The organism is Mucilaginibacter myungsuensis, from assembly GCF_015222005.1.
Taxonomy (GTDB): Bacteria; Bacteroidota; Bacteroidia; order Sphingobacteriales; family Sphingobacteriaceae; genus Mucilaginibacter; species Mucilaginibacter myungsuensis.
The window spans coordinates 117,998-144,406 of the sequence record NZ_JADFFL010000003.1; the positions used below are offsets into that span (position 1 = coordinate 117,998).

General features: G+C 46.2%; 31 protein-coding genes. 10 read left to right on the forward strand and 21 right to left on the reverse strand.

Annotation, left to right across the window (positions count from 1 at the left end; translation table 11 throughout):
• Positions 1-15 precede the first annotated feature (15 nt).
• From IRJ16_RS08055 to IRJ16_RS08095, 9 genes are all read right to left on the reverse strand, one after another.
• On the reverse strand, positions 16-894 hold the full coding sequence (locus IRJ16_RS08055) for an NAD kinase (protein WP_194111045.1): 879 nt from the start codon (positions 892-894) through the stop codon (positions 16-18).
• 8 nt (positions 895-902) lie between these two features.
• A complete protein-coding gene (locus tag IRJ16_RS08060) occupies positions 903-1,565 on the reverse strand; it encodes a CBS domain-containing protein (RefSeq protein ID WP_194111046.1) in 663 nt (220 codons plus the stop codon).
• Between the two features lie 4 nt (positions 1,566-1,569).
• Positions 1,570-2,331: an alpha/beta fold hydrolase gene (locus IRJ16_RS08065; RefSeq protein WP_194111047.1), complete on the reverse strand. Its 762-nt coding sequence runs from the start codon at positions 2,329-2,331 to the stop codon at positions 1,570-1,572.
• Positions 2,332-2,447: 116 nt separating this feature from the next.
• Entirely contained in the window at positions 2,448-2,897 is a 450-nt protein-coding gene (locus IRJ16_RS08070) for a GatB/YqeY domain-containing protein (RefSeq protein WP_194111048.1), read from the reverse strand.
• A gap of 132 nt (positions 2,898-3,029) precedes the next feature.
• Positions 3,030-3,791: an SDR family NAD(P)-dependent oxidoreductase gene (locus IRJ16_RS08075; RefSeq protein ID WP_194111049.1), complete on the reverse strand. Its 762-nt coding sequence runs from the start codon at positions 3,789-3,791 to the stop codon at positions 3,030-3,032.
• Between the two features lie 123 nt (positions 3,792-3,914).
• On the reverse strand, positions 3,915-4,094 hold the full coding sequence (locus IRJ16_RS08080) for a hypothetical protein (RefSeq protein WP_194111050.1): 180 nt from the start codon (positions 4,092-4,094) through the stop codon (positions 3,915-3,917).
• 7 nt (positions 4,095-4,101) lie between these two features.
• Positions 4,102-4,872: a type IX secretion/gliding motility protein PorT/SprT gene (gene porT / locus IRJ16_RS08085; RefSeq protein WP_194111051.1), complete on the reverse strand. Its 771-nt coding sequence runs from the start codon at positions 4,870-4,872 to the stop codon at positions 4,102-4,104.
• A complete protein-coding gene (ubiE, locus tag IRJ16_RS08090; RefSeq protein ID WP_194111052.1) occupies positions 4,869-5,600 on the reverse strand; it encodes a bifunctional demethylmenaquinone methyltransferase/2-methoxy-6-polyprenyl-1,4-benzoquinol methylase UbiE in 732 nt (243 codons plus the stop codon). Before ubiE ends, porT begins: the two co-directional genes overlap by 4 nt.
• Positions 5,601-5,729: 129 nt before the next feature.
• Positions 5,730-6,440: a CoA transferase subunit A gene (locus IRJ16_RS08095; RefSeq protein WP_194111053.1), complete on the reverse strand. Its 711-nt coding sequence runs from the start codon at positions 6,438-6,440 to the stop codon at positions 5,730-5,732.
• Between the two features lie 162 nt (positions 6,441-6,602).
• Between IRJ16_RS08095 and IRJ16_RS08100 the strand changes: the two genes are divergently transcribed.
• Positions 6,603-7,442: an MBL fold metallo-hydrolase gene (locus IRJ16_RS08100; RefSeq protein ID WP_194111054.1), complete on the forward strand. Its 840-nt coding sequence runs from the start codon at positions 6,603-6,605 to the stop codon at positions 7,440-7,442.
• Between the two features lie 184 nt (positions 7,443-7,626).
• On the opposite strand, the gene IRJ16_RS08105 is transcribed toward IRJ16_RS08100, so the two are convergent.
• The 7 genes from IRJ16_RS08105 to IRJ16_RS08135 are packed head-to-tail and all read right to left on the reverse strand — an operon-like array spanning position 7,627 to position 12,010.
• Positions 7,627-8,358 carry a CPBP family glutamic-type intramembrane protease gene (locus tag IRJ16_RS08105; protein WP_194111055.1) on the reverse strand — a complete coding sequence of 244 codons (732 nt, stop codon included), beginning with the start codon at positions 8,356-8,358 and terminating at the stop codon, positions 7,627-7,629.
• 28 nt (positions 8,359-8,386) lie between these two features.
• Positions 8,387-9,574, reverse strand: coding sequence for a TlpA family protein disulfide reductase (locus IRJ16_RS08110; RefSeq protein ID WP_194111056.1), 1,188 nt, complete (start codon positions 9,572-9,574; stop codon positions 8,387-8,389).
• A gap of 38 nt (positions 9,575-9,612) precedes the next feature.
• The gene (locus tag IRJ16_RS08115; protein WP_194111057.1) at positions 9,613-9,837 is read right to left on the reverse strand and encodes a helix-turn-helix domain-containing protein; all 225 of its coding nucleotides are present in this window, start codon (positions 9,835-9,837) and stop codon (positions 9,613-9,615) included.
• A gap of 2 nt (positions 9,838-9,839) precedes the next feature.
• Positions 9,840-10,457, reverse strand: coding sequence for a hypothetical protein (locus IRJ16_RS08120; protein WP_194111058.1), 618 nt, complete (start codon positions 10,455-10,457; stop codon positions 9,840-9,842).
• A gap of 17 nt (positions 10,458-10,474) precedes the next feature.
• A complete protein-coding gene (locus tag IRJ16_RS08125) occupies positions 10,475-11,095 on the reverse strand; it encodes a hypothetical protein (RefSeq protein ID WP_194111059.1) in 621 nt (206 codons plus the stop codon).
• A gap of 42 nt (positions 11,096-11,137) precedes the next feature.
• Positions 11,138-11,377 (reverse strand): hypothetical protein, encoded by a 240-nt coding sequence (locus IRJ16_RS08130; RefSeq protein ID WP_194111060.1) that lies wholly within the window; start codon positions 11,375-11,377, stop codon positions 11,138-11,140.
• An 18-nt stretch (positions 11,378-11,395) separates the two neighbouring features.
• Entirely contained in the window at positions 11,396-12,010 is a 615-nt protein-coding gene (locus IRJ16_RS08135) for a hypothetical protein (protein ID WP_194111061.1), read from the reverse strand.
• A 249-nt stretch (positions 12,011-12,259) separates the two neighbouring features.
• On the opposite strand from IRJ16_RS08135, the gene IRJ16_RS08140 reads away from it, so the two are divergent.
• The 5 genes from IRJ16_RS08140 to IRJ16_RS08160 all read left to right on the forward strand — a co-directional run bounded on the left by IRJ16_RS08140 (position 12,260) and on the right by IRJ16_RS08160 (position 15,788).
• Positions 12,260-13,120, forward strand: a complete 861-nt coding sequence (locus IRJ16_RS08140) for a sigma-70 family RNA polymerase sigma factor (protein ID WP_107826388.1) — start codon at positions 12,260-12,262, stop codon at positions 13,118-13,120.
• A 213-nt stretch (positions 13,121-13,333) separates the two neighbouring features.
• Entirely contained in the window at positions 13,334-13,990 is a 657-nt protein-coding gene (locus tag IRJ16_RS08145; protein ID WP_194111062.1) for a bacteriocin fulvocin C-related protein, read from the forward strand.
• An 11-nt stretch (positions 13,991-14,001) separates the two neighbouring features.
• Positions 14,002-14,385, forward strand: a complete 384-nt coding sequence (locus tag IRJ16_RS08150) for a DUF1573 domain-containing protein (protein WP_194111063.1) — start codon at positions 14,002-14,004, stop codon at positions 14,383-14,385.
• 39 nt (positions 14,386-14,424) lie between these two features.
• Entirely contained in the window at positions 14,425-15,372 is a 948-nt protein-coding gene (locus tag IRJ16_RS08155) for a TlpA family protein disulfide reductase (protein ID WP_194111064.1), read from the forward strand.
• 26 nt (positions 15,373-15,398) lie between these two features.
• Complete coding sequence (locus IRJ16_RS08160; protein WP_194111065.1) at positions 15,399-15,788, forward strand: hypothetical protein; 390 nt, start codon at positions 15,399-15,401, stop codon at positions 15,786-15,788.
• Positions 15,789-15,989: 201 nt separating this feature from the next.
• On the opposite strand, the gene IRJ16_RS08165 is transcribed toward IRJ16_RS08160, so the two are convergent.
• The gene (locus IRJ16_RS08165) at positions 15,990-17,183 is read right to left on the reverse strand and encodes a pyridoxal phosphate-dependent aminotransferase (protein ID WP_194111066.1); all 1,194 of its coding nucleotides are present in this window, start codon (positions 17,181-17,183) and stop codon (positions 15,990-15,992) included.
• Positions 17,184-17,742: 559 nt separating this feature from the next.
• Between IRJ16_RS08165 and IRJ16_RS08170 the strand changes: the two genes are divergently transcribed.
• From IRJ16_RS08170 to IRJ16_RS08185, 4 genes are all read left to right on the forward strand, one after another.
• Positions 17,743-18,768, forward strand: a complete 1,026-nt coding sequence (locus IRJ16_RS08170; RefSeq protein WP_194111067.1) for a cation diffusion facilitator family transporter — start codon at positions 17,743-17,745, stop codon at positions 18,766-18,768.
• Positions 18,761-19,204 carry an NUDIX domain-containing protein gene (locus IRJ16_RS08175; RefSeq protein ID WP_194111618.1) on the forward strand — a complete coding sequence of 148 codons (444 nt, stop codon included), beginning with the start codon at positions 18,761-18,763 and terminating at the stop codon, positions 19,202-19,204. Before IRJ16_RS08170 ends, IRJ16_RS08175 begins: the two co-directional genes overlap by 8 nt.
• Positions 19,205-19,512: 308 nt before the next feature.
• Positions 19,513-20,784, forward strand: coding sequence for an adenosylmethionine--8-amino-7-oxononanoate transaminase (bioA, locus tag IRJ16_RS08180; protein ID WP_194111068.1), 1,272 nt, complete (start codon positions 19,513-19,515; stop codon positions 20,782-20,784).
• Positions 20,785-20,890: 106 nt separating this feature from the next.
• Positions 20,891-21,508: a hypothetical protein gene (locus tag IRJ16_RS08185; RefSeq protein ID WP_194111069.1), complete on the forward strand. Its 618-nt coding sequence runs from the start codon at positions 20,891-20,893 to the stop codon at positions 21,506-21,508.
• Between the two features lie 175 nt (positions 21,509-21,683).
• Here IRJ16_RS08185 and IRJ16_RS08190 read toward each other — a convergent pair whose 3' ends face one another.
• From IRJ16_RS08190 to truB, 4 genes are all read right to left on the reverse strand, one after another.
• Positions 21,684-22,325, reverse strand: a complete 642-nt coding sequence (locus IRJ16_RS08190; protein ID WP_194111070.1) for a hypothetical protein — start codon at positions 22,323-22,325, stop codon at positions 21,684-21,686.
• 60 nt (positions 22,326-22,385) lie between these two features.
• Positions 22,386-24,500, reverse strand: a complete 2,115-nt coding sequence (locus tag IRJ16_RS08195) for a ComEC/Rec2 family competence protein (RefSeq protein WP_194111071.1) — start codon at positions 24,498-24,500, stop codon at positions 22,386-22,388.
• Between the two features lie 33 nt (positions 24,501-24,533).
• On the reverse strand, positions 24,534-25,460 hold the full coding sequence (locus IRJ16_RS08200; protein ID WP_194111072.1) for a bifunctional riboflavin kinase/FAD synthetase: 927 nt from the start codon (positions 25,458-25,460) through the stop codon (positions 24,534-24,536).
• 116 nt (positions 25,461-25,576) lie between these two features.
• Positions 25,577-26,314, reverse strand: a complete 738-nt coding sequence (gene truB / locus IRJ16_RS08205) for a tRNA pseudouridine(55) synthase TruB (protein WP_194111073.1) — start codon at positions 26,312-26,314, stop codon at positions 25,577-25,579.
• Between the last annotated feature and the right edge of the window lie 95 nt (positions 26,315-26,409).

The following is a 26,409-nucleotide window of genomic DNA, read 5'->3' on the forward strand; positions in this document are numbered from 1 at the left end:
TCCCTTTAACCTCACTTAGTAATTGCGGACATCGATGCCCCACAATAGCTTGTTCCTTAACGTAGTTAAATAGCTTTCATTGTTCAGGCGCACCAAATTCAACTCAAAATCTGCCTTGTAGATCTTAAACTCGATGGTATCGTTAATAACCGCCGTGCGCGAATCGCAGCTTACGAGATAGTTAGAACTGCGCAGTTCAACTTTAAAGGTCAGCACGCTATCGTCGGGCAGTACCACCGGCCGCACGTTCAGGTTATGTGGGGCGATAGGAGTAATGGAAAAACTATTGGCTTGCGGGAACATGATCGGTCCGCCGCAACTTAATGAGTAAGCCGTTGATCCCGTCGGGGTAGATATGATGATACCATCGCCCCAGTATGAGTTCAAGATCTCGCCATTTAAATAGGCATGGATGGTGATCATGGCCGCGTCGTCGCGCTTGTGGATGGTGATATCGTTAACAGCAAAATTATCGTCGCCAAATATCTTTCCGTCCGATTCTATCCTGAGCAAGGCACGACTATCGAGCGTATACTGCTTGTTCACCACTGCATAAATAGCCGCGGCTATATCATTTTTATTTACACTGGCCAAAAAGCCCAAACGACCAAAGTTGATACCGATGACCGGCACACCGCTATCGCGGATCAGCGTCACCATGTCCAGCAAAGTACCGTCGCCGCCAATGGTAACAAATAGGTCGATAAAACCTTTAAGCGGGGTCGTTTCTTGTAGTACGTTATAATGAGCGGTTACTATCCGCCCTTCTAAATGGCCCTCTAACAGATGATGGACATAGATATCCACCCCATGTTGTGACAGACTATCAAAAACCTGCTGTATGAACGGCAATGCCGAATCGTTGAACTGCCTGCCGTATATCGCTATCCTCATCAGCGGTATTAAATATTAAGGTAATTCATTAAAGAGTCGTAACGGTCGCGCGTACCGTCATCAGGATCAGTATGATTAAAGGTAGCCTTTACATCGTATCCGTAACGTAAGAACGTAGCCACAATGCTTGATATATCCAGCTTGTTCACCTTCAGCGTAACTTCTAAACGGGTGGAATCGGGGAAGCTGCGGATGTACGAACTCAACACTTGCGCGTTATCCGATTCTACGATCTGGGCCATGTGCGCCAGCGAATTATCGCGGTTAGCTATCTCCAACACAATAATGCCGCCTGGATCGGTAGACGAAACGAGCGTAGCGAAATACTCCGTCATGGTGTTCACGGATATCATCCCCAGATAGTCGCGCGTTGCATTCAGCACCGGCACCACGGTCAGCTGCTGCTCGTAAAACAAGCGCATCACATCATAAATATGCTGATGCTCTAACACATATGGATTGATGAGGGAGAGGCCCAAAGCGCCGATGTGCGTTTGGTCATCGGGTTCGCTGATCAGATCGGTATCTGCCAGTAGACCTAAAAATTGCTGCTCGTTCACTATCGGCAAATGGCGGACACGGAACTCTGCCATACGGTCCTGCGCTTTCCTGATGGTATCAGATGTGTGCAGGGGTAAAATAGAGTCGGTTACCAGGTCGATAGCAAGCATATCGTTATTTTTTAAGTTTCTCTAAAAAAGGTCTCAACAGCGCGTTGAATTCTTTAGGGCGTTCCATCATGGCAGCGTGCCCACATTTATCTATCCAGTGCAACTCCGAATTAGGGATCAGCTGGTTAAATTCTACCGCAACATCCGGCGGCGTGATCTTATCATCCCTACCCCATATTAACGCGGTAGGTACGGTTATCTTGTGCACATCTTTAGACATGTTATGCCTAATGGCCGACTTAGCCATAGCTAAGATCCGGATCACCTTATTACGATCATTTATAGTAGCATATACGTCGTCAACCAGATCTTTAGTTGCCACTTCTGGATCATAAAAAGTGAAAGCTACTTTCTCCTTCACAAAGTCATAGCTCTCCCGCCTTGGGAAAGATCCGCCGAAAGCGTTCTCATACAGGCCCGAACTACCGGTCAATACCAGCGCTTTCACATATTCCTGATGGGATAAAGTATAGATCAAGCCTACGTGCCCACCCAGCGAATTACCCAATAGGATCACATCCTGAAGCTCGAGCTTCTTTACAAACTTGTGTACAAATTTCGACAGCGTTTTAACGCCTGTAGTTAGCAGCGGCAGATCATAAATAGGCAGCATTGGGATGATGACCCGGTATTCGCCTTTAAATTCATTGACCACGTCCTGCCAGTTACTTAATGCTCCCATTAAACCGTGCAGCAACAATAGCACCTCGCCTTCGCCTTCGTCAACGTAACTAAAACCGTGTTTCTCTTTAAGTACGAGATCCATTTTCTTTCTTTAAATCTAACCGCAAACCCAATTCTATTTGGGATCTTGGTTCAAAAACAAACTATTTGCCTATAAAAATAGGTTATTGCCAGTTAGTAACAAGTAATTAAGCAAATTTATGCCAACAATTGTTTCACCACTTCTGATATTGTTCTGCCGTCGGCTTTACCGGCCAATTCCTTGTTAGCAGCGCCCATTACCTTACCCATATCTTTTACAGATGTAGCGCCAACACGGGCGATCAGGTTTGTCAGGAAAGCCTCTACTTCGGCCCGCTCCATTTGCTTTGGCAAGTAGGCCGATATCACCTCGATCTCTTCAGCTTCTACCTGATAAAGGTCCTCGCGGTTCTGGCTTTTGTAGATCTCGGCCGATTCGTTACGTTGCTTGATCAATCGTTGCAAAACCTTGATCTCGGTCTCGTCGCTGATCTCTTCACTCGCGCCCTTTTCGGTCTTAGCCAACAGCAAAGCCGATTTAATGGCACGCAGTCCGCGCAGTTTAACATCATTTTTGGCCAGCATGGCCTGCTTGATATCCTGATCTATAGTTGTTATTAGTGACATGTCTCTTTTTTAATGAGTGATGGATGGAATGAGTGATTGAGTAAATGAATTTAATTTTGAATGAGTGACGGAGTGGATGAGCGAATATTTATAAAACGAGATCCAACATTCAATCATTCACTCCATCACTCATTAGCTCCTCCTAAATATATTACTCCCTCCCGACTGCGCGGTGGGCATTACAATCAATTCGTTAATATTTACGTGCGCCGGGCGCGATGCCGCGAACCAGATGGTCTCGGCTACGTCGTCGGCTACCAATGGTTCAAAACCTTCGTACACTTTTTTGGCGCGGGCTTTATCGCCTTTAAAACGCACTTCAGAGAATTCGGTCTCTACCGCGCCCGGATGTACGGCCGTTACTTTTATACCGTGCGACAGCAAATCGATACGCATGGCTTTGTTCAGCGCATCGACGGCATGTTTGGTGGCGCAATATACGTTACCGTTGGCATAAACCTCTTTCCCGGCTATGGAGCCTATATTGATGATGTGACCGAAACCATTCGTTATCATCCAGTTAGATACTACCTTGCTAACATACAAGAGGCCCTTCACATTGGTGTCTATCATGCGATCCCAATCGTCGTAGCTGCCGTCCTGTATCGGGTCAAGGCCCTGACTAAGGCCTGCGTTGTTCACCAATACATTTACTTTTTTGCAATCATCGGGCAATGCTTCCAGTTGTTTAACTAACTCGTCGCGGTCGCGTACATCAAATTGCAGAACGATTACAGCTACGTTGTATTCCTCTTTCAAGTGCGCGGCCAAAGCCTCCAAACGCTCTATGCGCCTGCCGGTGAGGATAAGATCGTAACGTTCGCGTGCGAATACCTTAGCGCAAGCTTCGCCGATGCCCGAAGTAGCACCAGTTATCAATGCAATTTTTGCCATAAATGTAGATGAAAACCGAGCAGCGAAATTAGGCTTTTTTAAATTGAGATGTAAATAATAGTACGAACATCGGTCAATTTAACAATTAGGTAACATAGGATGGCACCAGGAGGACTAAATAAGCTAATAACGACGCGCACGCATTCTTTTAACCCGGTCCGCCAAATTTCTACGATAGTCTTCTACCGTAAGATCATCCAACGTCTTTTTATCTTCGTATTTGATGATCACATTGTTTTCCGTAAGATATTTAATAACATCGTCGGCAATAGCATCAGGTATGTCTATCGTTAACTTGACCATCCGTTACCTACTCAAAATACAAACTGAACATGAAGGTATTCAAGAACATCCTGTCGATAGGTCTTGAGTACGGCGTGTTATCCGCTACAAGCACATTTTTAAAGGAGTTGGATATCTTGAATTCGGGCGAGAGTTTGAAGAACTCGAAATAAAAGTCGAAACCCAGCCCCGCCTCGTAAGATGCAAAGCCGCGGGAGTTTTTAATGAGCTTATCTATCGGTGAGGATTTGGAATCATCCTTCGGCTTGCCGATCAGCATCGAATATTTTACGCCACCCAGCATGTATGCCCTAAAGTTGCCCATACGGTCGGATTTGATCTTGAGCGACAGCGGTATGTCCATCATGGTGGTCTGTATCTGTTGTTGCAGGATGGTGGAACCGTTAAGGTTACCTAACAGCGGGTTGCCGCTTGCGCTTTTGTATTCGTAATCGATCAAGCGGTCTATAAATACCAGGGTTGGGGTTATGCGGCCTTCTAAATGTTCGTTAAGGCGATAACGGCCAATAAAACCGACACCAAATCCATTAGAGCGCGGCGAACGGATACCGTTGAGCGAGTCGGTCAGCAGATCGCCCGTTTGGGGGTCGTAGAAAGGCGCACGCCAATCGGGCTTTTTATCGATCTTTAAACTGGTGTTGAGGTATTGAAAGGTGAAGCCGGCACTCCAGTCGCGCTGATCCGCTCCCTGCGCCCATAATTGCACCACACCTTGAGCAAACAAGGTTTTGCCCGTTAGTAGCAATACAAATGCAAGCAGGTAGCGGTATTTGATCATTTAACGCCTGTGTAAATAGAACAGATACCAAACGCCAAAGGCCTGTTTTTGGTATGCTTAAAGCCAACTTTATCCATCAGGGCCACAAAATCTTTTCCATCGGGGAAAGCGGCTACCGACTCAGGCAGGTAACTGTAAGCCCGCGAATCTTTAGAGAACAGCTTGCCTATACCCGGCGTAATGTAATTAAAATAAAAGCTATACATCTGCTTCACCGGGAATACCTTTGGCTTACTGAACTCCAATATCACCGCTTTGCCGCCGGGTTTGATCACCCGCAACATATCGGCCAGGCCTTTTTCCAAGTTCTCGAAGTTACGTACACCATAAGCAACCGTCAGCGCATCAAATTGGCTATCATCAAAAGGCAAACCTTCCGAGTCGCCCAATTTTACTTCGAACTTATCCGACAATCCGCGCTTAGCGATCTTTTGCTTCGCGACATCAAGCATACCTTGCGATATATCTACACCAACGATCTTCTCTGGTTTCAGGATAGATAAGGCCTCAAAGGCGAAGTCGCCCGTACCGGTGGCTACGTCCAAAATAGTAGCGGGCTTATCCTTCTTCAGTTCGTTAATGGCCAGCTTGCGCCAGATCACATCGATCCCTAAAGACATAAAGTGGTTCAGAAAATCATAAGTTTTGGCAATGTTGTTAAACATATCCGCCACTTGTTCTTTCTTGGTAGTATCGGTATCCTGATAGGGAGTTACAGTTTTGCTCATATAATGACTGCAAAGATAGTTTAGAAAAGGCGAAAGGTGAAAGGTTAAAGGCGAAAGGCTTTCACTCCACACTTTTGACTCTTTAGAAAAGGTTAAAGGCTAAAAATCTTCACCCCACACCTTTTACCTTTAACCTTTTGCCTTTAACCTCGAACGCACCGTCCGCTGCTCTATCCTTTTCTCATAATCGCTACCCTGAAATATCCGGTGCACATAAATACCCGGTGTATGGATATGGTCGGGATCCAGTTCGCCTGCTTCTACTAATTCTTCTACCTCGGCAATGGTCACTTTGCCGGCCATGGCCATTACGGGGTTAAAATTGCGGGCGGTAGAACGGTAAATAAGGTTGCCCGCCGTATCGCCTTTCCATGCTTTAACAATGGCGAAATCGGCATCGAAGGCCATTTCCATCAGGTAATCTTTACCGTTAAAGTTGCGTACTTCTTTGCCTTCGGCTATTTCGGTACCTATGCCGGCCGGGGTGAATATGGCAGGCATACCGTAACCTGCGGCCATGCAGCGTGTGGCTAAGGTACCTTGCGGGATCAGCTCCACTTCCAATTCGCCGCTTAATAGTTGGCGCTCAAACTCGGCGTTTTCGCCCACGTAGCTGGCAATCATCTTTTTCACCTGGCGTTGTTTCAGCATTAGGCCGATGCCAAAGTCATCTACCCCGGCATTGTTGGATATGCAGGTAAGGTCGGTCACTTTCTTTTTTACCAGCGCGGTAATGCAATTTTCGGGCAGGCCGCAAAGGCCGAAGCCGCCCAGCATCAGGGTGGCGCCGTCGGTAATATCGTGGATGGCCTCGTCGGCGTTGTTAACTACTTTGTTCATTGGTCGGTTATTAGTGATCGGTGAATGGTGATCAGTTCCGAATTTTATAATTGGTATATCAAAGTTAACAGGTTTGTGGTGATCTTGATTTGGGTTCACGTTTATATTTTCTACTTTCGATGCGCTACCATGGTCTATTGACCATCAACCATGAACTAAAAAATGAAACTCCACACCATCGATACCGGTTTTTTTAAATTAGATGGCGGCGCCATGTTCGGCGTGGTGCCTAAGGCTATTTGGCAAAAGACCAATCCGGCTGATAGCAATAACCTGTGCACCTGGGCCATGCGCTGCCTGCTTATCGAGGATGGAGACCGACTCATCCTAATAGATACCGGCATAGGCAATAAACAAAGCGAAAAATTCTACAGCCACTATTATCTGCATGGTGATGCTACGTTGGATAGCTCTCTTAAAAACTTAGGCTTTCATCGCGATGATATTACAGATGTATTCCTCACCCACTTACATTTCGACCATGTAGGCGGCGCGGTCGAGCGTATCGGCGAGACCCTTGCCCCTGCTTTTAAAAACGCCACTTATTGGAGCAACCCGCAACACTGGGACTGGGCCGTGTACCCTAACGAGCGCGAGAAGGCTTCGTTCCTGACCGAGAATATTATGCCGATACAGGAGAGCGGTCAACTAAAGTTCGTCGACGTGCAGGATGGTGTACAATTCACCAACGAGATTAAGATACGCTTTGCATTCGGCCATACGGATGCGATGATGTTGCCGCAGATCAGTTACAAAGGCAGGCAGATATTGTACATGGCCGACCTGCTGCCCTCCGTCGGGCATTTGCCTATACCGTATGTAATGGCTTATGATATGTTCCCGCTTAAGACGATGGAGGAACGCAAGAATTATTGGGCAGAAGCCCTGGCCGGCGACTATATCCTTTATCTGGAACATGACCCGATCAACGAATGCTGCACTTTGCAAATGACCGAGAAGGGTATCAGGGTGAAAGAGACGTTTAGGTTGTGTGAGTTGTAAATATCGGGCTGCTCACCCTGCACCGTGAGGTGCAAAAGCTTTGTAGGATATACCGACCGTTTCGCCGTGCTCCGTAGGTGCACAACCTGAGTTCAGCACCTACGGAGCTGTGTATTGGTTTATATGATAGCTACAAAGCTTGAACCTCGCTGAGGTTCTAGCATCAACTAAACTTCAGAACCCCTCAAAATTTCTTCATCCACAACCCCGCTAACGTGGCCACCGTATTCATCAGCATGTGCAACACCACTCCCCACGCAAAGCCATTCTTAAACCTCACATAGGTTATCCCCCACCCCATGATCAGTTGCGGGATCACATAAATGGGATAGATCCAAAACAACGACAACTCCGGTCGGTAATTGCTCACATGCATCAGCGCGAAGGCGACCATAGATAAGATGATCAAGCGATGCTTTACAATATCACTGACCTGTGCAGTAGCCCCTGACGGGATGTTGCGGTAACGAAAAAGCAAGGTAAACAATGCGCCTGTTGCCAGACCAATAGTTATCGGCAGCCACAATTGGGGCGTGACACGCTTTAATATCGCCATGCCAAAATAAACCATCGCGATCAAGGCCGATACCGCGATGTACCGCTTTTTAAAATTCAGCCATAACCTAAAGATCAGCTCCTCCATCAGCGGACCGATCACACAAATAAAAGTCACCGCCAGTGGCTTGCCTAAATATTTATAAAGCTGACTGAATTGCTTTTGATTAATATCCAGCAAGCTTTTGTGATGCAGCACCTCCTTAACAAACTTATCCGCAAGTACAAGTATAGGGCCAACAGCGATCAACCCTAAAAACACCAGTCCGTAGGTTTTAAATACCCGCAGCAATTTTGCCCCGAAAGTCTGATCGGGTTGCAGGGAGGGGTATTGGCTTACGGTGAATAGTTCTTGAAACATCGGTCTGTTTATGCGCTTTACGGCAGCGCTATTTCTTCTTTAGTTTGTCCTTTACAAATAGGATCATTTCCTTACCTCTCAGATCCTTGCCAATGATCTTACCTGTAGGGTCAAGCAAAAAATTAGTTGGCAGACCGGTGATCTTCATATCCTTAACTATTGGTGAAGCCCACCCTTTGTCGGCTATCAGGTGTACAAAGTTGATGGTACCGTCCTGCGCTATCGCTTTGCGCCAGCCGGCATCGCTCTCGTCTATCGATACGCTTAGGATCATAAAATTGTCTTTGCCATAAAGTTTCAAAGCCTCTTTCAGGTTAGGCATTTCTTCTCGGCATGGTGCGCACCAGCTTGCCCAAAAGTCTACCAATACATATTTACCTTTAAATTTGGACAGGCCGGTAAGTTTTCCTTCCAGGTCGGGTAGCGTAAAATTAGTTAACCGGCTACCTACAAGTGGGGCACTGTAACTTACTTTTTCTACAGCCGGGGCGCTGGTATTCGACTTATCGTAAGCGTCGATACCTTTCAGCATTACGCTATCCGCGGCGAACTTGTTTCTTAAACCCGCATGATCCTCCGGCGAAAATTGAACTTTTAACAAGCGAGCACTTGCCAATGCAAGCCCCACCATAGTTGGACTTTCAGAGGTAAGCACTTGTTTTTTAACGGTACTGATCAGTACAGCGGTGATAGAATCTATTTGGTGCTGTAAAGCAATGGTATCCCCTTTACCCGAAATGATCGCCGACAAACGTTGATCACTTTTTTGGATACGCAACTTATAAAGATCGCTCACCTTTTTGCTACCATCAAAAACCTCCTTAGTACGTTCGGATCCACTGAAAGTAGTATAATTGATAACACCTTCGGGACCAAGATCGCTGTTAATGACCAAATGGTCGCCCGCTTTTAGTACCGGAATAATAAATCCAAATCCTTTTTTGAAGAATTGGATGTTCAATCGCTGTTCACCAATTTCTTCTGGCACATCTACGGTAACCATGACCTGTTCGTCGGGCTTTAGACCAAGTGCAGTGGACGAGATCACCCGAGACCTGCCGTCGGTTGTGAAAGCGCTGATAGCTAAGGCTTGCTGGGGCGAATTTTTAATATTAAGCTCCATGGTGGCCGCCCGCGATGTGATCGCTTGTTGGCCGAAAGTATTAATGGATGATGATAAGAAGATGAGAGAAAATAAGATCTTCAGGTGTCGCATAAGATCGGGTCAGGTTAATTGCTTAGGCAACAGTAAAACTAACCAAATTGTTCATCACCACTTACCTTAAACTCCAAAATGTCACCCGGCTGGCAATCCAGCGCCAGGCAAATGGCCTCTAAGGTTTCCAGCCGTATGGCTTTGGCCTTGCCCGTTTTAAGGATGGACAGGTTTGACAGTGTTATCCCTACGCGGGCGCTCAACTCGTTGAGGGACATTTTGCGTTTAGCCATCATTACGTCTAAATTGATAATTATGGGCATGGCTATACGGTAAGATCTATCTCTTGCTTGTTTTTAATGGCGTTTTTGTACAACGCTAACACCGCTGTAAAGATGGCGAAGTAAAACAGGTATCGTAACCAATCCGAAAAAAACAAGTCCTGTATAGGGTAAGCGTAGCCATATTCGGTGTTACCATGAAAGTGATCCACTACCCAGCGGGTAGTGTACCATCTACTTCCCTTATCGGCCGCAACAAACAGCACCGACACCAAAAATATGCTATGAAGCAGCTTTGAATGATCATGCTTAAAAGGATCATGAAGGTCTATTCTATAGAGTAACACCGTAACCAATAACGCGCCGATAGCAAAGATCAAAATAGTAGCTATGCTTACACCCGATCCAATTGACAAAAGGAAATACTCCATACAAGTGCTTGCTTTTGTTTGCAGCACAGCACTTTGCCACCGTTCGGAAGTGTGGTATTTGATCCCGCCTACCACAACAACGCCATATTTGGCCGTCGGGGTCTTTATTGATACTTGCCTGCCCGGTTTAAAACTCGCTATCAAAATTATAACAGAAAAGACAAAAGCCAAGACCGCAACGGCCATAAGTATAAACTTAGCTTCTTTCAATTCATCTTTAAAAAACATCATATTTTTAGTTTTATTGATCAGATGGTTAACTCTGCTTCTTTTTGTTGCTCGAGAGCCTTGGTTGGAATAATGGACAGGAAACCCAACAAAGGCAGCAAGATACCGCCGGGCGTTAATTTACCACCAACAATAGCGCTAAAGCGGTTATGGGTGATGTATGCTATATAATTGTGCCCTACCTTAAGCCTTACAAGTTCGGCCACCACCTCTATTAACACAACCAGGCTAATTACGATGGCAAACCCGGTAACCATCCTTTTGGTAAACACAGCACCGTCCCGCGAGCCTTTGAAGGTATATAGGATAGCGCCGGACAAGACCAACACCGTAAACACATCTACAAGATCCGCAACATGCCCGCCAATAACATTCAGCATAGCAGCTTCGGTAAGCGATCGCGGACGCCAATAAAGTTCGCCTTGGGTACCTGTGGTGTAAGTACCGCGCCCGTCGGCCAAAACATGGTTATTATAGGTACCCAACCCGGTGTTAGCACGCAAGTTTACATTCAGGTACACCCCGCGCTCCAGGCTGCGTTGGGCATTGCGGTAGCATTGCCAGCCTGTAAAAAACAAATAAAAGATAGACAACAGTACAAATAGCTTCTTCCTGGTCTCGATAGAAAGGTCCTTCGTCATTATGATAAGTTTAAATGGTTAATTCTGCTTCTTTCTGCAAATCTACCCCTTAGGTTTCCAGTCGAGCCGGCCTGTTGTACCCGACGAGAACTTGTTCCCGTCTTCAAGTAATTGGTCGTTAGGTTTTACCAGTTCGTAGCTGGTGGCTTCTACCTGCAACCTGATCCCATGATCTGCCCAAGCGTAAGACCTGAAAAGAAAGATCGCTGACAGTATCCCTAAATAAATGAGGATAAGTTTAATAAACGAAGGCTTTTTTGCTTGCAGTGATGACGTTGTCATAATGATATAGTGATAAGTTTAGATAGTAAGGTCGGCTTCCTTCTGTAACTCCAATCCCCGTTTGGGTATCTCTAACAGCAAAAGCATAATGATGAACATAAACATGCCTGTAGATACATTACTGCCTTTATAAATACCCTTAAAGTGCCCGTTAGTAATGTAAGGCACATAGTGCGTGGCGATAAGGCTACGAGAAAAGTCGATAATCATATTGGTAAAGATCAAACCTGTACCTAAAAAAAACAGGCCGGCTAACATACTTTTGTTAAGAACGAGACCGGTGGTTTGCTTGCGGAAGATCCAATACGTCATCCCGATCACCATGATCAGTTGCAACGATGTCAGCACATCGATGCCGGGGTTGCTATAAGTTTGCAGCAACATTACTTCGCCAAAGTTTTTAGGACGATGCCAAAGTTCGCCGTCGAAACCGGTAAAATACTGATCACCACCGGGTACAGCCCACTCTTTGCGGTCGATGAAATTATTGTTGATGCCATGTACGGGTATCGCCATTTGTTCACCCGCAATAAAAGCTGCCGAAACTATAGGTGTAACACAGGCGATGAATAAAAAAATGGCTAAAATGATGAATGACCGCTGCCTCCAGGCCGTGAAAGTGTAAGGGTCCATGATACGTACTTAGGTTAAGAGGTTTATAGGAAAAGGAATAAATTAACGATACAAATGTAAAAGATATTTATTACAAATCAAAATAAATTTATTGATTTACAATAAATTTATACCCTCTATACTAAATTCATTATTAACATATTGTAAAATCACTTGTATAAGTAATACGCAGTTGTTATTTTTCGTAACAATTTTCTACCTTTGCACGTTCTATTCTAAATCATAAAAGAATAGAGGTAATTTTAATAGATGAGACAACTCAAGATAACCCAATCCATCACCAACCGTGAATCGCAGTCGTTAGACAAGTATCTTCACGAGATAGGTAAGGTTGACCTGATCACGGCCGAAGAGGAAGTAATACTTGCTCAAAAGATCCGCGAAGGTGATCAGGCCGCGCTGGAACGCCTGACCAAAACCAACTTACGTTTCGTTGTTTCGGTTGCTAAGCAATATCAAAATCAAGGATTGACCCTTGGCGACCTTATTAACGAAGGCAACTTGGGTTTGATCAAAGCAGCCAAGCGTTTTGACGAGACCAAAGGTTTTAAATTTATCTCATACGCAGTTTGGTGGATCCGTCAGTCTATCCTGCAGGCTATTGCCGAGCAATCGCGTATCGTACGTTTACCCCTGAACCAGGTAGGATCATTGAGCAAGATCAGCAAGGCATTCTCTAAATTAGAGCAAGAGTACGAGCGTGAACCATCGCCTGAGGAATTGGCCGATATTTTAGAGACCACCGTAGATAAGATATCCGACACGCTGAGCAACTCGGGCCGTCACGTATCTATGGATGCCCCATTTGTTCAAGGTGAAGAAAATACGCTATTGGACGTACTGGAGAACAAAGAACCGAATACCGACTCTATCCTGATCAACGAGTCGTTATCAGAAGAGATCAAGCGTTCTTTATCTACCCTGACCGAGCGCGAGCGCGAGATCATTGTATTATTCTTTGGACTGGGTACCAACCACCCGCTATCGTTAGAAGAGATAGGCGAAAAATTTAACCTTACCCGCGAACGTGTTCGCCAGATCAAGGATAAAGCTTTACAACGCCTAAGACATACCAGCCGCAGTAAGATCTTAAAATCGTACTTAGGCTAATATATTATTACCCTAAAAAAACCTCGCGAATATGATCGCGGGGTTTTTTTATATTTTTTTATTATTCCTAAAACCTTTTGTTGTAGCGTTACGTATAAATACATTACGAAACTTATATTAGAACCTACAATTACACATATTAATTAAATATAAAAATATTTTACTAACAGAAAATAAAATGGCTAATTTTTAGCCAATAATTAAAATGCGATCATGAAAAAAATCATTACTTTATCATTACTATTAGGCACCCTGCTTTTTGCGCAGTGTAAGAAGGATGCCGCCGTTACCGAAGCACCTGCTGCTACCGAAACTATCAAAGCAGGTTCGGAGACCGTTACCGTAACACAAGAAAATCAACTTGCTGTACAAAGCGTTTTTAGCCTGCCTAACAAAAAACTTATTAAGTTAGGTTTTAAAACTCTGGAGTCGGTAGAAAAATACCTTTTCTGGATAGAGAACATACGTAAAGCATCCGCAAAATACACTCCTGAACAAAAAGCGGTAGTTAACGAGTTTGTTGCTTTTTTACGCCCTAAACACTTCACCGACGACTACAAAAGTGAACTACTGATCTTTTCTATCAAATGGGAAGAAAAAGCAACTAAAGTTTTAAGCACACAACAGTTGCAATATCTTATCTATGATGTTGCCACCAGCAGCGATCTGCAAGTAAATGGTGTAGATGCCGGCGGCTCGGGAACTTGTGACTGTAGCCAATCGTCACCTTTTTGCGCTCGAGGTTGGGATCCAAAAGAAGGTTGCGAGCCACAATTAACAGCAGCATGCTCATCAACAGATGGCTGTGGATTAGGCTGGGCTTACAGATGTAATGGCCTGTGCTTTTCTCAAAAAGAAAATGCTGAGTAATAACTGAGTAGGTGAGAAAACTGACTTTACTTTGCGGCCTGTCCGTAATGTGTATTTTTTTTAGCTGCAAAACCACTCCCAGGAAACCGGATAGCCAAATAACTGACTCTGTTTACCAAGCAGGGGCTTTTACGGGCGACAGCTTTGACCATACTTTTTATATTAAAAGCACAGGTGGTGCTGACCTCATCATTGATACCGTTTCGTCATCATGCGATTGCACGAACGTAACATGGCAAAAAGGGCCGATAAAGACAGGCGACTCTGCTTTTGTGAAGGTGACAGTGAAACCCCAGGCAAGTTTTAGGGGCGAGGCTTCAACATACCTGTTGATAAAGACCAATGGTAAAAAGCAATTAAATGCCTTGACCGTGATCTATAAAAAGAACGGTTAACAAGAGATATTGATATTTAGATATTAACATAGACACAAGATGTTCGAATTAAATTTCTTAGTGGTCGTTATTGCCATATTAACGCTTACGTTATTGGCTATAATCGTTTTCTTTCTGTTCGATAACGACAGCGAGAACGTACTGACCAACCCTCAAAGGGCGGCCCTTTTGATAGGTTCGGGAATAGTGACCGAAATGATCGTTTCGCCGTTACGCGGCTATGCGAGTATAGCCATATGCTCTGCGGTGGGATTTTTTGTGTACATGATCCTGACCCATTACTTCTTGAGGCGCTTTAACAACAAGATAAAACCTATACATGTTGCAGCCCTGCTTTTTGGAGGATCGCTGATACTGCAAGCACCGATAAGGGCAATGAATTTTGACAGTACACTAATTTCGTTACCCGATTACGTGGTAAGGGCATTGGGGATATTTGCCGGTTATTTCTTTTTTGATCGCAAAAGGGTAGTTAACCTGGTAAACTTAGGCCTGTCTGTTATGATCGTAGCTTTTACTTTCTTTTACGGCTACGATATGTGGCTCAACAAGATCAATTACGGTACTTTCACCAGTAACGTTAACGAGCCTACCACTAAAGAGATAGCCCTGCTTACTAAAGAGCAAGGTACCATCAACATTAAAAAAGGTAAAGTTACCGTGTTAGATTTTTGGTTTGTTGGCTGCGGTGCTTGTATGGAAGAGTTCCCTGAGTTTCAGCAAGCTTATCACGATTACAAGAGCAACTCAAAAGTGCAATTCTATTCGGTTAACGTACCGACACCAAAGGATGGTGGGTTAGATAAGTTCCAATTTCTGTCTAACCTTAATTATAACTTCCCGATGGCGGTATCTACAGATAAGAGTTTGCCAGCCACGTTGGGTATTATCAGCTACCCTACCATCGTTATTTTGAACGAGGCTGGTACCGTGGTTTATAAAGGCGACTTAAAAGGTGCGGATAAAAAATTAAAAGCGTTATTTTAGATCATTATTTATCTAAAACCAACGTCATGAGAAATTTTATCACCACCATTTGCCTTGCGGCAGTAGCGTTAACTAATTGCACAAGTGCCGATAACAGCGCGTTAACCAAGCACACACCCAACACCAAAGAGTTTAGACAAGCTTTGGCAGCCGAAATGGCCGAACGCCCGGGCAGCTTTGATTATTCCCTTGCCGCTTACGAAGCAAAAGACGGTAAAGAATATCTTAAAGTAGATGTTAGTCGTGCCGACTTTAAAACCACCCTTGCCGTTGCGGTAACAAAGTGGGATAAAATAGAAGGCATCAGGCGCACCAAAGGTATGGGTTACCGCGGCGCAGGATTAGAAGGCTTAAAACTGGCCCTGGTAAACAACACCGAGTTCGAGTACCTTGGCTTAGATAAAATAGACGACTGATTCCCAAAGGTCAACAATAAAAAAAAGCGATGGAAAACCCCATCGCTTTTTTTTATGCCTGCCACCCCCTGTTTTTGTTAAAATAGAACGGGCGATGAGGTCATCCCCCATCGCCCGCAATTATATAATTCTATCTTCGGTTTTCCCATCCCTATAGCTATCGGGATCCGCAATTTTGACTTTTGACTTCGAACTTAAGACTTAAACCAACTTACCCAGTGCCTCTTTCACTCTACGGCAAGCCTCGATCAGTTTATCTTCGGCAGCTGCGTATGATAAGCGGATAGACTTAGGATCGCCGAACGAGTCGCCGCCTACGGTCGCTACGTGGCCTTCTTCTAATAAGAAAATACTCAGGTCATCACTATCTTTAATGGTTTTGCCATTGTAGCTTTTACCAAAGAACGAGGTAACGTTAGGGAAGAAATAGAACGCGCCTTCAGGCAAGTTCACGGTCAGACCCGGGATATCGCTTAATAATTTGTAAACAATGTCGCGACGTTTTTGGAATTGCTCGCGCATTTGCAGCACGCTCTCCAAACCACCTTCGTAGGCGGCCGTACCGGCACGTTGGGTGATCGAGCAAGTACCTGATGTAACCTGACCTTGCATTTTATCGCAAGCGGCTGCTATCTCTTTGTTAGACGCGGTATAACCGATCCTCCAACCTGTCATCGCGTAAGCTTTACTGAAACCATTGATGATCACCACACGGTCTTTAATGCTATCAAATTGCGCGATAGACTCGTGACCGCCGATGAAGTTGATATGCTCGTAGATCTCGTCGCTCAGGATGTAAACGTGCGGGTGTTTCTCAAATACTTTAGCCAAACCTTCTAACTCGGCTTTGCTATACACGCTGCCGGTAGGGTTACAAGGTGACGAGAACATGAACAATTTAGATTTAGGCGTAATAGCCGCCTCTAATTGCTCAGGCGTGATCTTAAAGCTGCTCTCAACAGTAGTGTCGATGAAAACGCTTTCGCCCTCGGCTAATTTAACAACCTCTGAGTATGATACCCAGTATGGTGTAGGTATGATCACCTCGTCGCCCGGGTTAACTAAACATAATACCGCGTTAGCGATGGCTTGTTTAGCGCCGGTAGATACCACGATCTGACTCGGGTCGTAATCCAAACCGTTCTCGTCTTTCAGTTTTTTAGTGATGGCGGCACGCAGTTGCGGGTAACCGGCAACCGGCGTGTAATAAGTAAAGTTATCGTCCATCGCTTTCTTGGCAGCTTCCTTCACATGCTCAGGAGTATGGAAGTCGGGCTCGCCGAAGCTTAAACTAATTACATCAACACCTTTAGCAGCCAACTCACGACCCATTTTGGCCATTTTAATGGTTGCCGATTCTGCCAGGTTATTTATCCGGTCACTTAAAACGCTCATAAGTTTAATTGTATGTTATTGAGGCGCAAAGATAGGAAAAGGAGGGTAAAGGCGAAAGGAAATACGGGAGAATAGGTGAAAGGTAAAAGGCGAAAGGTTAAAGGTTTTCGGTTGAGAAACTGCAGCTACGTTCAAGGCAGACCTGATAGCAGTTGAAAGCCCGGAGCTTGTGGGGACATTGAGCGTTGGACGGGCGAGGACTTGGAACGGATAGCAGGACCATCGGCCGCCGAAAGAACGGGACCGTTCGTTTTCAAATGCATTAATAACAGACACGTCATTGCGAGTTTATAAATTCCCGATGGGACTTTGAAAGTGAGATGACATGAAACTGTTTAGCCCCTCTTTCTGCCGAAGGCAAAGAGAAGGCGCCCCAGCGCAGCGATGGGCGGGTGAGTAAAATCGGCGGCCGTGCATTACCGCTCTGCTCACCGGTTGACTCACCCCGCGGCACTCCGTGCGCGACCCTCTCTGCGCTAAAGCGCAAAGAGGGTGGGAAGTATTTCGTCATCATGTCATATCCTCCTCAAAACATTCCCCCATTTAAATGTTACACTAAATGCCCGTGTTATTCCTAAATTTGGGGCCATCGGCAGCTATTTTGAATAATAAAAAGAACATCATCCTTGTTGCGCTCATTGTCAGCGTGTTGCTCATGGGCGCCAAGTTTGTGGCGTATCTTATCACGGCATCAAACTTTGTGCTGACCGACGCTGCCGAGAGCATTGTGAACGTAGTAGCAAGCGCTTTTGCGTTTTACAGCATTTATTTAACCTCGCTCCCGCGCGATAGTAATCACCCTTACGGACATGGTAAGGTGGAATTTTTCTCTGCCTTTATTGAGGGGGCGCTCATCAGCGTGGCGGGTATCGGCATCCTGATCAAATCTACGTACAGCATTTTTTATCCCAATGCGATACATGAGTTACTGACCGGCGCCATCATTATTGGCATTACCGGCGTGGTGAATGGTGGCTTAGGTTATTTTATGATCAGCAAGGGCAAAGAACTACGCTCACTTACTTTAGAGGCTGACGGTAAACACCTGATCACGGATATGGTAACCAGTGTGGGTTTGGTGATCGGTTTAACACTTATCCATTTTACAGGCTTGCTTTGGCTGGATAGCGCTTTATCGATAGGCGTTGGTATGTACATTGTTTTTAACGGTTACCAACTGATCCGCCGATCGGTAGGCGGTTTGATGGACGAGGCAGACTTTGAGGTGGTGAATAATGTGATAGAGATACTGGACAAGCAGCGCAAACCCGAGTGGATAGACATCCACAACCTACGGGCGCAGAAATATGGTGCTGAATTGCACATCGACTGCCACCTGACGTTGCCCAACTATTTTGACCTGATCCGCGTGCACGACGAGGTAAAACAGGTGGATGAGCTGATCAATAAAGAGGCCCGCATCAAAACCGAGTTCTTTATCCATACGGATCCATGCCTGCCCTATTGCTGTCATTACTGCAGCATGCCCGACTGCCCTATCCGCACCGAGGAAAAGCGGATCGACATCCCCTGGACCATGGTGAACCTTACCCGCAACAAAAAACACTTTGAGCAAGATGTATAATTTTAACGTACGTGTTTATGGCCTGCTGATCAACGATAACAACGAGATCTTGCTAAGCGACGAGCAGGAATACGGCCATCGCTTTATCAAGTTCCCCGGCGGTGGCCTGGAATACGGTGAAGGCCTGATAGACGGCCTTAAACGTGAATTTGTAGAAGAGTGCTTTGCCGAGGTTGAAGTGCTGAGCCATTTTTATACGACGGACTTCTTTGTAAAGTCGGCTTTTAATGATTCGCAGATACTGAGCGTGTACTATATCGTTAAGAACATAGAACCGTTGGACCTATCCTTCAAGGTGATCCCTTACGATTTTGATGAGCTGAGCGATATTATGCAGGCTTTTCGTTGGGTAAAGTTGAGCGAGCTGACCGAGGATGATGTGACCTTCCCGACGGATAAGCGTGTGGTGAGGATGTTGATGGAGGAACGAAAATAAAAAGGTGTCACCCTGAGCTTGTCGAAGGGCGTGCGGGGGATCTCCGTTTGCATGGCCAACACTTGTAAATCTCCTCCTTCGCACCATGCTTCGACAAGCTCAGCATGACACCCGTCGAGAAGACGATGTAGTCAGCGGAAACCTTTGTTTCCCCTCTTGAGAGGGGACGCACAGAACGGACATTAAGTATAAACTTTCATAGGGGTGTGTCCTTTCGCCGAGTTTGCAAACGGAGAACACACCCCTGACCCCTCTCAAGAGGGGAAGCGCGATTTAAACAGCGTGATGTGCTGATAGATACAAAAACTATGAATTTAACCCAACGAGACCTTGCCGTTATCTGGCACCCATACACTCAAATGCAAACCGCATTGCCGCCGATCCCGATAGTACGAGGCGATGGCGCGCTATTGTTTGACGAGAACGGTAAGCAATACATCGATGCCGTATCATCATGGTGGGTGAACATCCACGGACATGCCAATAAATACATTGCTGAGCGGGTTGCTAAGCAATTACTACAATTAGAGCATGTGATATTTGCCGGCTTTACGCACGAACCAGCTATTGAATTGGCGGAAAGGTTATTAGCTATACTACCGACTGATCAGTCTAAAGTGTTTTATTCGGATAATGGATCTACCGCAGTAGAGGTTGCCATTAAAATGTGCCTGCAATACTGGAATAACCAAGGCGCTCAACGTACCAAGATCCTGGCCTTTAAGAACGCTTACCATGGCGATACTTTTGGAGCAATGGCAGTGAGCGGGCGCAGCGCTTTCACTAAGGCTTTTGACAGTTTATTGTTCGAGGTGGAGTTTATTGATCTGCCTACTGCTGATAATATCAAACAGCTAAAGTCGCGCATATCTTATCTGCGCAGCGAACTGGCTTGTTTTATTTTTGAGCCATTGGTGCAGGGATCAGCAGGGATGATCATGTACGAGGCCGAACACCTGAACGAGTTGATGTCGCATTGCAAAGCCGAGGGCATTTTTACCATTGCCGATGAGGTATTCACAGGTTTTGGCCGCACAGGTAAACGCTTCGCGATGGACCATGTGACCGAGCAGCCGGATATCATGTGTTTTAGCAAGGGGCTAACCGGCGGCACCATGGCCTTTGGCATCACTACCTGCACGGATAAGATCTATAATGCCTTTTTATCTACAGATAAACTAAAGACGCTTTTCCACGGTCATTCTTACACTGCCAACCCGGTCGCCTGCGCTGCATCGCTGGCGAGTATGGATCTTTTTGTTGCTCCGGAGACGGAGGCTAATATTGCCCGCATCGAAATGTCGCACCAGGCATTTGCTGCTAAGATCCGTAATCATCCTAAGATCAAAACCATCCGCCAGACGGGGACTATTCTGGCGATAGAATGGCAAACGGGCGAGGATACCAACTACTTCAGTAACCTGCGCGATAAGCTGTATCAGTATTTTTTGGATGCGGGTATCATCCTTCGCCCGCTGGGTAATGTGATCTATATTTTACCGCCGTATTGCATAACTGATGATCAGCTGGCCTATATTTACGGCAAAATTGAGCTTGCTTTACAAGAAGTTGGAAAGTAGGAATAGTCCGAAAGTCGGGAAGACCGAAAGTCCGAAAGACAAAATATCATTCACCTAAAAAAACTTCCGGACTTTCCGACTTACCCGGACTTCCGGACTCAAAAAAATGAGTGCACCACTAACTACCCTTTTAGATACTATAGTTAAAGATAACACCCTGCATGCCCGCTGGTTGAATACACTATCGCTGATGGAGAACACCGGCGCCCGCAAAATATCGGCAAGCGAGGACCCGACAACGGTTACCTACATCATCCTTAAACACGCGGCCGAGGAGCATCGCCACGCCTTCTATCTAAAAAAACAGATCGAAAAAGTACCGGGATTGGACTGCCCTACCTATGCTGCTGAATACCTGTTAGCGCCAAATTACAGCAAGTATTATTTGAATCAGCTGGATGTTCAGGCCTGCCGTTATCTTAAAAAAGAACTGGGCTTGAGCGGTTCCGAACTACGCTTTGCCGCCTATCTGTTGGTGACTTACGCCATCGAAGTACGCGCCGATGAACTTTACCCAATCTATCAGGAAGTGCTGGACGCCACCAAAAGCAAGGTGAACGTTAAGTCGATCATCCTTGAAGAAGAGGGCCATTTGGAAGAAATGATCAACCAGTTGCAAAACTTCTCGCCCGATTGGCAAAAGCATGCGGATGTGGCGGTGGCTATAGAGACCGAGTTGTTTAACGACTGGGTCAAGGGCTTGAGCGAGGAGTTGGCGGCGTAGCTATTTAACCACAAAGCGCACAAAGTTTTCACAAAGAACACAAAGGCATTTAATGCCGTAGCAAGTCTTTGTGTCCTTTGTGCCCTCCTTCTTTGTGTTCTTTGTGGTTAAAAAAAAACGCCCGCCTGATGTTCTCATCAGACGGGCGTTTTCGTTAGGTCATCAACCCAATTATTTATCTCTTACCACCCAAAGCCTGCAATTCGGCAAGACTTATCTTTTCGTAATCGGCAGGTACTTTAAAGGCATTGGCAGGAGCTTTTTCTTCAGCAATAGATTTCAAGGTCACATCTACCATCTGCCCCATCTGAAAGGTTTTAAATTGCACCGGCACACCGCCTACTTTGCTAAATAAAACGCTCACACCGTTTGTAGGAACAACGATATCATTGGTGATCCAAACATCAAATGCCGAGCCTTTGGCATCTTTAGCTACAACTTTTTTGCAATTGAAACCGGCTATCTGCTTGGTCTCGGTGCCTGGCGTAAATGTTAACTCGGGCATTTTGGCCTGGCCGTCCTCAATTTCGGCAGGGGTAGCGATAGCCGCTTTTTTCCAGCCGGCAACGGGTACATCAACCAAAACGGCCAAGTAATCACCTTGCCCATAGGTAAGGATACTGATCTTTGCAGGGCCACTATTTGATACGGTAACGTTAGAATCGGCCTTAAAGTAGGTTTTCGACTCGGCTGTTACCGCGCCCGCGTTGATGCTGTAAGTGATCACACCTTCTTTATAAGTTTTTTGTGCTTTAGCGCCGAAAGATATGGCCGACAGGGCAATACCTGCCGCCACTGTTAATAGTTTAATTTTCATAAAATGGGGTACAGTTTAATTAGTGTCTGTAACAAATATAATTAATTTATTTAACGCCTGTTATTGGTTAGACTGTATTACCAACGCTCTGTTACGTTTCAGCGCATACATTTTTTTGTCATCTTTTAGGCCGGCTTTGATGGCGTTCGTTGCCTTATCGGAGTTACCAGCATCCACGATCAGTTTGCCGTAGCTAAAATTTGCATCGATACTACCGGGAGCGATATGGGGACTACCCGTCACAAAAAGCTGATCGGCCTTTGACTTAACGCCTCGTTTAGGCAGCCATAAGTATTTATCGATAATGACCATATCCTTATTAACGAACCTTACCCAATTGGCCTGCTTTTTAAAGAACATGGTAGAGGTATCCTTGCTGAATGGCAAGATCACCACATCCTCTACCCTGCTGCTATCCAGTCCGAGACGGATGGAGTACTTGAAGGTTTTGTCCGTATCGGCAAGATCGGTCAGTACTACGGCGCGGGTACCTTGTTTAAAAACGATACCGCTATGCTTTTTCAAATTCAGGTAGCTGATACTATCGGTTCGCACCGACCGTATTTTACGGAAACTGCTGCTGATACAAAGCAAGAACAAACACACCAGCGAAACTTTTAACAACACCGCCCGCTGATAATAAAACACAGCGAACAGCAATACAATGAACGCAACCATCAGCCATAGCTCCCAACCGTTCAGCCAGATCTTGGTGACGGATGAGTATGGTGATCGCTCGATATACCTCAACCCTGCATCCATCAGCAGGATGCTTTTTTGTAATAGCTGGCCTGTCCATTCGGCGATCGTCACCCATCCTGCTTGGGACGCGATCAAACAGCCGATACCGGCATACATGACCACCTCGACCGGGATAATGATGAGCAAATTGCTGATCAGAAAATAGACCGGGAACTGATGAAAATAATACGCACTGAGCGGGAACGTGATAGCTTGTATAGCGATGCTTGCCGAGCAGATGATCCACAACCTATCCAGCCACTTGTTCTCCACATCCCACCAACCATAAACGATCGGCTGAAAGACCAGCAGACCGACCAGTGCCAGGTAAGAAAGTTGGAAACCAACATCCATGATCAGAAAAGGATCGTACAGTAAGATCGCCATGGCTGATGCCGCCAAAATATTTACCATACTGATCCGTCGGGTAAAGCTTGTCCCCAAGATCACCATGGTGATCATCACCGCGGCACGGCATACCGCCGGCGACAGGCCAGTGAGTAGCGAGTAATACCAGATCAGCCCGATGCTAAGGGTCGCTTTGAGATACTTGCCCCACCGCCACCTGTCCAATGGTTTCAGCAACCAGGCGATCATCATAAATATGATAGCCACGTGCGCACCCGATACCGACAGGACGTGGATGGTCCCTGTTTTTGAGTAGGCTTGCAGGATGTCGTTATCCAGCTCGGCCTTGTAACCCAAGATCAGTGTCGACGCTACCGCGATGGCCTCGGGATCCTGCATGTATTTTTTAAATTGCCCGACCAGTCGCTGCCGCAAACCCAGCGAATATGCAACCAATTGGTTGCCAGCTTTGCGATCGACGACAAAAACGTGTTTTAAGTCGGTAAAAGATTGAAAAAACACGTTTTTTTGAGACAAATATTTCCGGTAGTTGAACTCAGCCGGGTTAAAAGGCGCATCCGGAATATCGTATTTTGCAGGGATCAGTAGCACATCGCCGTAAGCAAATTTTCGGGCCCGGGCACTGTCGACCGTCATGGTCACCAACAAATTTCCGGTGGTGTGTCGGCGATGTTTTGGTGTGATAGCTTCATCGACCACCGCGGTGAACCGAAGGAACTGTCCCTTCAATTGCGGCTCGCTGTTGATGCGTACCAGCAGCTGATCTGCTGGGTGTTTAGCAAAGAAGTTGGAATGGTTGCGGTCATCATGGTTAAGGGTGATCAGCGTACCTGCGAGTAACAGCAGGGTGTGCATCATTGTACCGCCTACCCAAGGTAGACGATACAGTTTGGTGCGCTCGTACAATAAATTAAGGGCGATGAATGTGCCAAGCAGTATGCCAAAAGCGATGGAAACGGCTATCATATGGTCCGCCAAGCCGAACGACATAGCCAACCATATCCCCGCTAAGAATGGTAAGATATAGACAATGAACGGGACCTCGCCTTTATGATCGGCTAACATGATGAGACAGGTTAAGCCCTAAATGTAGCAGATCTATAGCAGAACCGCCAACACATCTATCTTATCCTGCGCCAATTGGGCCTTCAATTCGTCTAATGAATTAAATTTGACATCGCCGCGGATATAATGTTCAAAGCGCATACGGATCTGCTGGTTATAGATCTCGCGGTCAAAATCAAAGATATTCACCTCGATATTGCGGGTTACACCATTAATGGTGGGCCGTTGACCGATGTAGGCCATGCCCTTATATTCTGCACCATCAATATCCAGCGTAACAGCAAAAATGCCATCACCGGGGATGAGTTTATAGGTCTCGATAGGGCGGATATTGGCCGTAGGATAACCAATGGTACGCCCGATCTGGTCGCCACGGATGACGGTCCCGGTCAGGAAGAAGGGGTAGCCTAAACACTCGTTGGCTATAGCGATATTGCTATCTAACAGCGCGGTTCGGATACGGGTAGAGCTTACTGCTACGTCGGCAATATCCTGCTCGGGGATCTCCAGCACTTCAAAACCGTGCACAGGTGCAAGGCGTTGTAGATCAGCCAATCCGCCGGTGCGGTCTTTACCAAAACGGTGATCATAACCGATCACGATCTTTTTCATACCGACCTGATTAACCAGCACATGCTCAATATATTCGTCGGGTGTTTGATTAGAGAAATCGCGGGAGAATGGGGTGATGATCAGATGGTCTACTCCTAATTGTTCCAGCAATTCGGCCTTCTCCTGCATCGTGGTGATCAGCTTAAGCGACTGGTCCTCGGGGTGCAAGATCATGCGCGGGTGCGGGAAGAAGGTCAGGATCACGCTCTCCCCTCCCGATGCCTTGACCAGGTCGGTCAGTTTGGATATGATCTTACGGTGCCCCTGGTGCACACCATCAAAGGTGCCAATAGTGACAACCGCGCCGTTTACGGCCTTAAAATCGTTAATGTGATGGTATATCTTCATTCCCCCCGGCCCCCTAAAGGGGGAGTTAAAATGTAATTCCCTTGCGGGATGTTTGTGTTATTCTTAATGTACAAAGATAGCTGACGATATGGATATCGCACAACCGGCGGCATTTTTTACAAAGTGTTGCCACTTTGTACTTGTGCTCCCCCTTCAGGGGGCTGGGGAGCTTCTTTGAGTGCCCTGATACTGCCTACTAATTCCATCACCTCGTGCGCGTCGTCGACCTTAAAGTCGCCGCTGCGGGTGCGGCGCAGGCGGGATAGATAAGCGGCATTGTTTACTGCTATTCCGAAGTCGTTAGCTAAGGAACGTATGTAGGTGCCTTTGCTGCATACTACTCTAAAATCCACTTCGGGCAGTTCTATACGGGTCAGCTCGAACTCGGTGATGGTGACGTTTCGGGCTTTTAGCTCTACTTCCTCGCCGCGGCGGGCTTTTTCGTACAGGCGTTCGCCGTCCACTTTAATAGCCGAGTGGGCAGGCGGATATTGCTGAATATCGCCTATAAATTGCTGACAGGCCGCACGTAACTGCGCTTCGGTCAGGCTTTCGGTACTGAACTTTTGTTCTGGTTCACTTTCCAGATCGTAGGTTGGCGTGGTGGCGCCCATTAAAAAGGTGCCGGTGTATTCCTTTTCCTGCGCTTGAAAGGTGTCTATCTGCTTGGTCATTTTGCCGGTGCAGATCACCAGCAGGCCGGTAGCCAGCGGATCTAAGGTGCCGGCGTGGCCAACCTTCAGTTTCAGCGGTTTAAAGGCATTACGGATCTTGCCTACCACGTCAAAACTGGTCCATTTGTAGGGCTTGTTGACGAGGAGCATTTGTCCGTCGGCGTAGTCTTGTAGTGTCATATTGATAGGTCCGGAAGTCGGGAAGACCGAAAGTCCGGAAGATATATCTTAGAGGGTGTCATGCTGAGCCTGTCGAAGCATGGCGGGTAAGGCCT

Excerpts from the sequence above, each read along its gene's own strand:
- IRJ16_RS08055 (WP_194111045.1), bottom strand. The coding sequence starts at position 894 with ATGAGGATAGCGATATACGGCAGGCAGTTCAACGATTCGGCATTGCCG.
- IRJ16_RS08060 (WP_194111046.1), bottom strand. The coding sequence starts at position 1,565 with ATGCTTGCTATCGACCTGGTAACCGACTCTATTTTACCCCTGCACACA.
- IRJ16_RS08065 (WP_194111047.1), bottom strand. The coding sequence starts at position 2,331 with ATGGATCTCGTACTTAAAGAGAAACACGGTTTTAGTTACGTTGACGAA.
- IRJ16_RS08070 (WP_194111048.1), bottom strand. The coding sequence starts at position 2,897 with ATGTCACTAATAACAACTATAGATCAGGATATCAAGCAGGCCATGCTG.
- IRJ16_RS08075 (WP_194111049.1), bottom strand. The coding sequence starts at position 3,791 with ATGGCAAAAATTGCATTGATAACTGGTGCTACTTCGGGCATCGGCGAA.
- IRJ16_RS08080 (WP_194111050.1), bottom strand. The coding sequence starts at position 4,094 with ATGGTCAAGTTAACGATAGACATACCTGATGCTATTGCCGACGATGTT.
- porT (WP_194111051.1), bottom strand. The coding sequence starts at position 4,872 with ATGATCAAATACCGCTACCTGCTTGCATTTGTATTGCTACTAACGGGC.
- ubiE (WP_194111052.1), bottom strand. The coding sequence starts at position 5,600 with ATGAGCAAAACTGTAACTCCCTATCAGGATACCGATACTACCAAGAAA.
- IRJ16_RS08095 (WP_194111053.1), bottom strand. The coding sequence starts at position 6,440 with ATGAACAAAGTAGTTAACAACGCCGACGAGGCCATCCACGATATTACC.
- IRJ16_RS08100 (WP_194111054.1), top strand. The coding sequence starts at position 6,603 with ATGAAACTCCACACCATCGATACCGGTTTTTTTAAATTAGATGGCGGC.
- IRJ16_RS08105 (WP_194111055.1), bottom strand. The coding sequence starts at position 8,358 with ATGTTTCAAGAACTATTCACCGTAAGCCAATACCCCTCCCTGCAACCC.
- IRJ16_RS08110 (WP_194111056.1), bottom strand. The coding sequence starts at position 9,574 with ATGCGACACCTGAAGATCTTATTTTCTCTCATCTTCTTATCATCATCC.
- IRJ16_RS08115 (WP_194111057.1), bottom strand. The coding sequence starts at position 9,837 with ATGCCCATAATTATCAATTTAGACGTAATGATGGCTAAACGCAAAATG.
- IRJ16_RS08120 (WP_194111058.1), bottom strand. The coding sequence starts at position 10,457 with ATGATGTTTTTTAAAGATGAATTGAAAGAAGCTAAGTTTATACTTATG.
- IRJ16_RS08125 (WP_194111059.1), bottom strand. The coding sequence starts at position 11,095 with ATGACGAAGGACCTTTCTATCGAGACCAGGAAGAAGCTATTTGTACTG.
- IRJ16_RS08130 (WP_194111060.1), bottom strand. The coding sequence starts at position 11,377 with ATGACAACGTCATCACTGCAAGCAAAAAAGCCTTCGTTTATTAAACTT.
- IRJ16_RS08135 (WP_194111061.1), bottom strand. The coding sequence starts at position 12,010 with ATGGACCCTTACACTTTCACGGCCTGGAGGCAGCGGTCATTCATCATT.
- IRJ16_RS08140 (WP_107826388.1), top strand. The coding sequence starts at position 12,260 with ATGAGACAACTCAAGATAACCCAATCCATCACCAACCGTGAATCGCAG.
- IRJ16_RS08145 (WP_194111062.1), top strand. The coding sequence starts at position 13,334 with ATGAAAAAAATCATTACTTTATCATTACTATTAGGCACCCTGCTTTTT.
- IRJ16_RS08155 (WP_194111064.1), top strand. The coding sequence starts at position 14,425 with ATGTTCGAATTAAATTTCTTAGTGGTCGTTATTGCCATATTAACGCTT.
- IRJ16_RS08160 (WP_194111065.1), top strand. The coding sequence starts at position 15,399 with ATGAGAAATTTTATCACCACCATTTGCCTTGCGGCAGTAGCGTTAACT.
- IRJ16_RS08165 (WP_194111066.1), bottom strand. The coding sequence starts at position 17,183 with ATGAGCGTTTTAAGTGACCGGATAAATAACCTGGCAGAATCGGCAACC.
- IRJ16_RS08170 (WP_194111067.1), top strand. The coding sequence starts at position 17,743 with ATGCCCGTGTTATTCCTAAATTTGGGGCCATCGGCAGCTATTTTGAAT.
- IRJ16_RS08175 (WP_194111618.1), top strand. The coding sequence starts at position 18,761 with ATGTATAATTTTAACGTACGTGTTTATGGCCTGCTGATCAACGATAAC.
- bioA (WP_194111068.1), top strand. The coding sequence starts at position 19,513 with ATGAATTTAACCCAACGAGACCTTGCCGTTATCTGGCACCCATACACT.
- IRJ16_RS08185 (WP_194111069.1), top strand. The coding sequence starts at position 20,891 with ATGAGTGCACCACTAACTACCCTTTTAGATACTATAGTTAAAGATAAC.
- IRJ16_RS08190 (WP_194111070.1), bottom strand. The coding sequence starts at position 22,325 with ATGAAAATTAAACTATTAACAGTGGCGGCAGGTATTGCCCTGTCGGCC.
- IRJ16_RS08195 (WP_194111071.1), bottom strand. The coding sequence starts at position 24,500 with ATGTTAGCCGATCATAAAGGCGAGGTCCCGTTCATTGTCTATATCTTA.
- IRJ16_RS08200 (WP_194111072.1), bottom strand. The coding sequence starts at position 25,460 with ATGAAGATATACCATCACATTAACGATTTTAAGGCCGTAAACGGCGCG.
- truB (WP_194111073.1), bottom strand. The coding sequence starts at position 26,314 with ATGACACTACAAGACTACGCCGACGGACAAATGCTCCTCGTCAACAAG.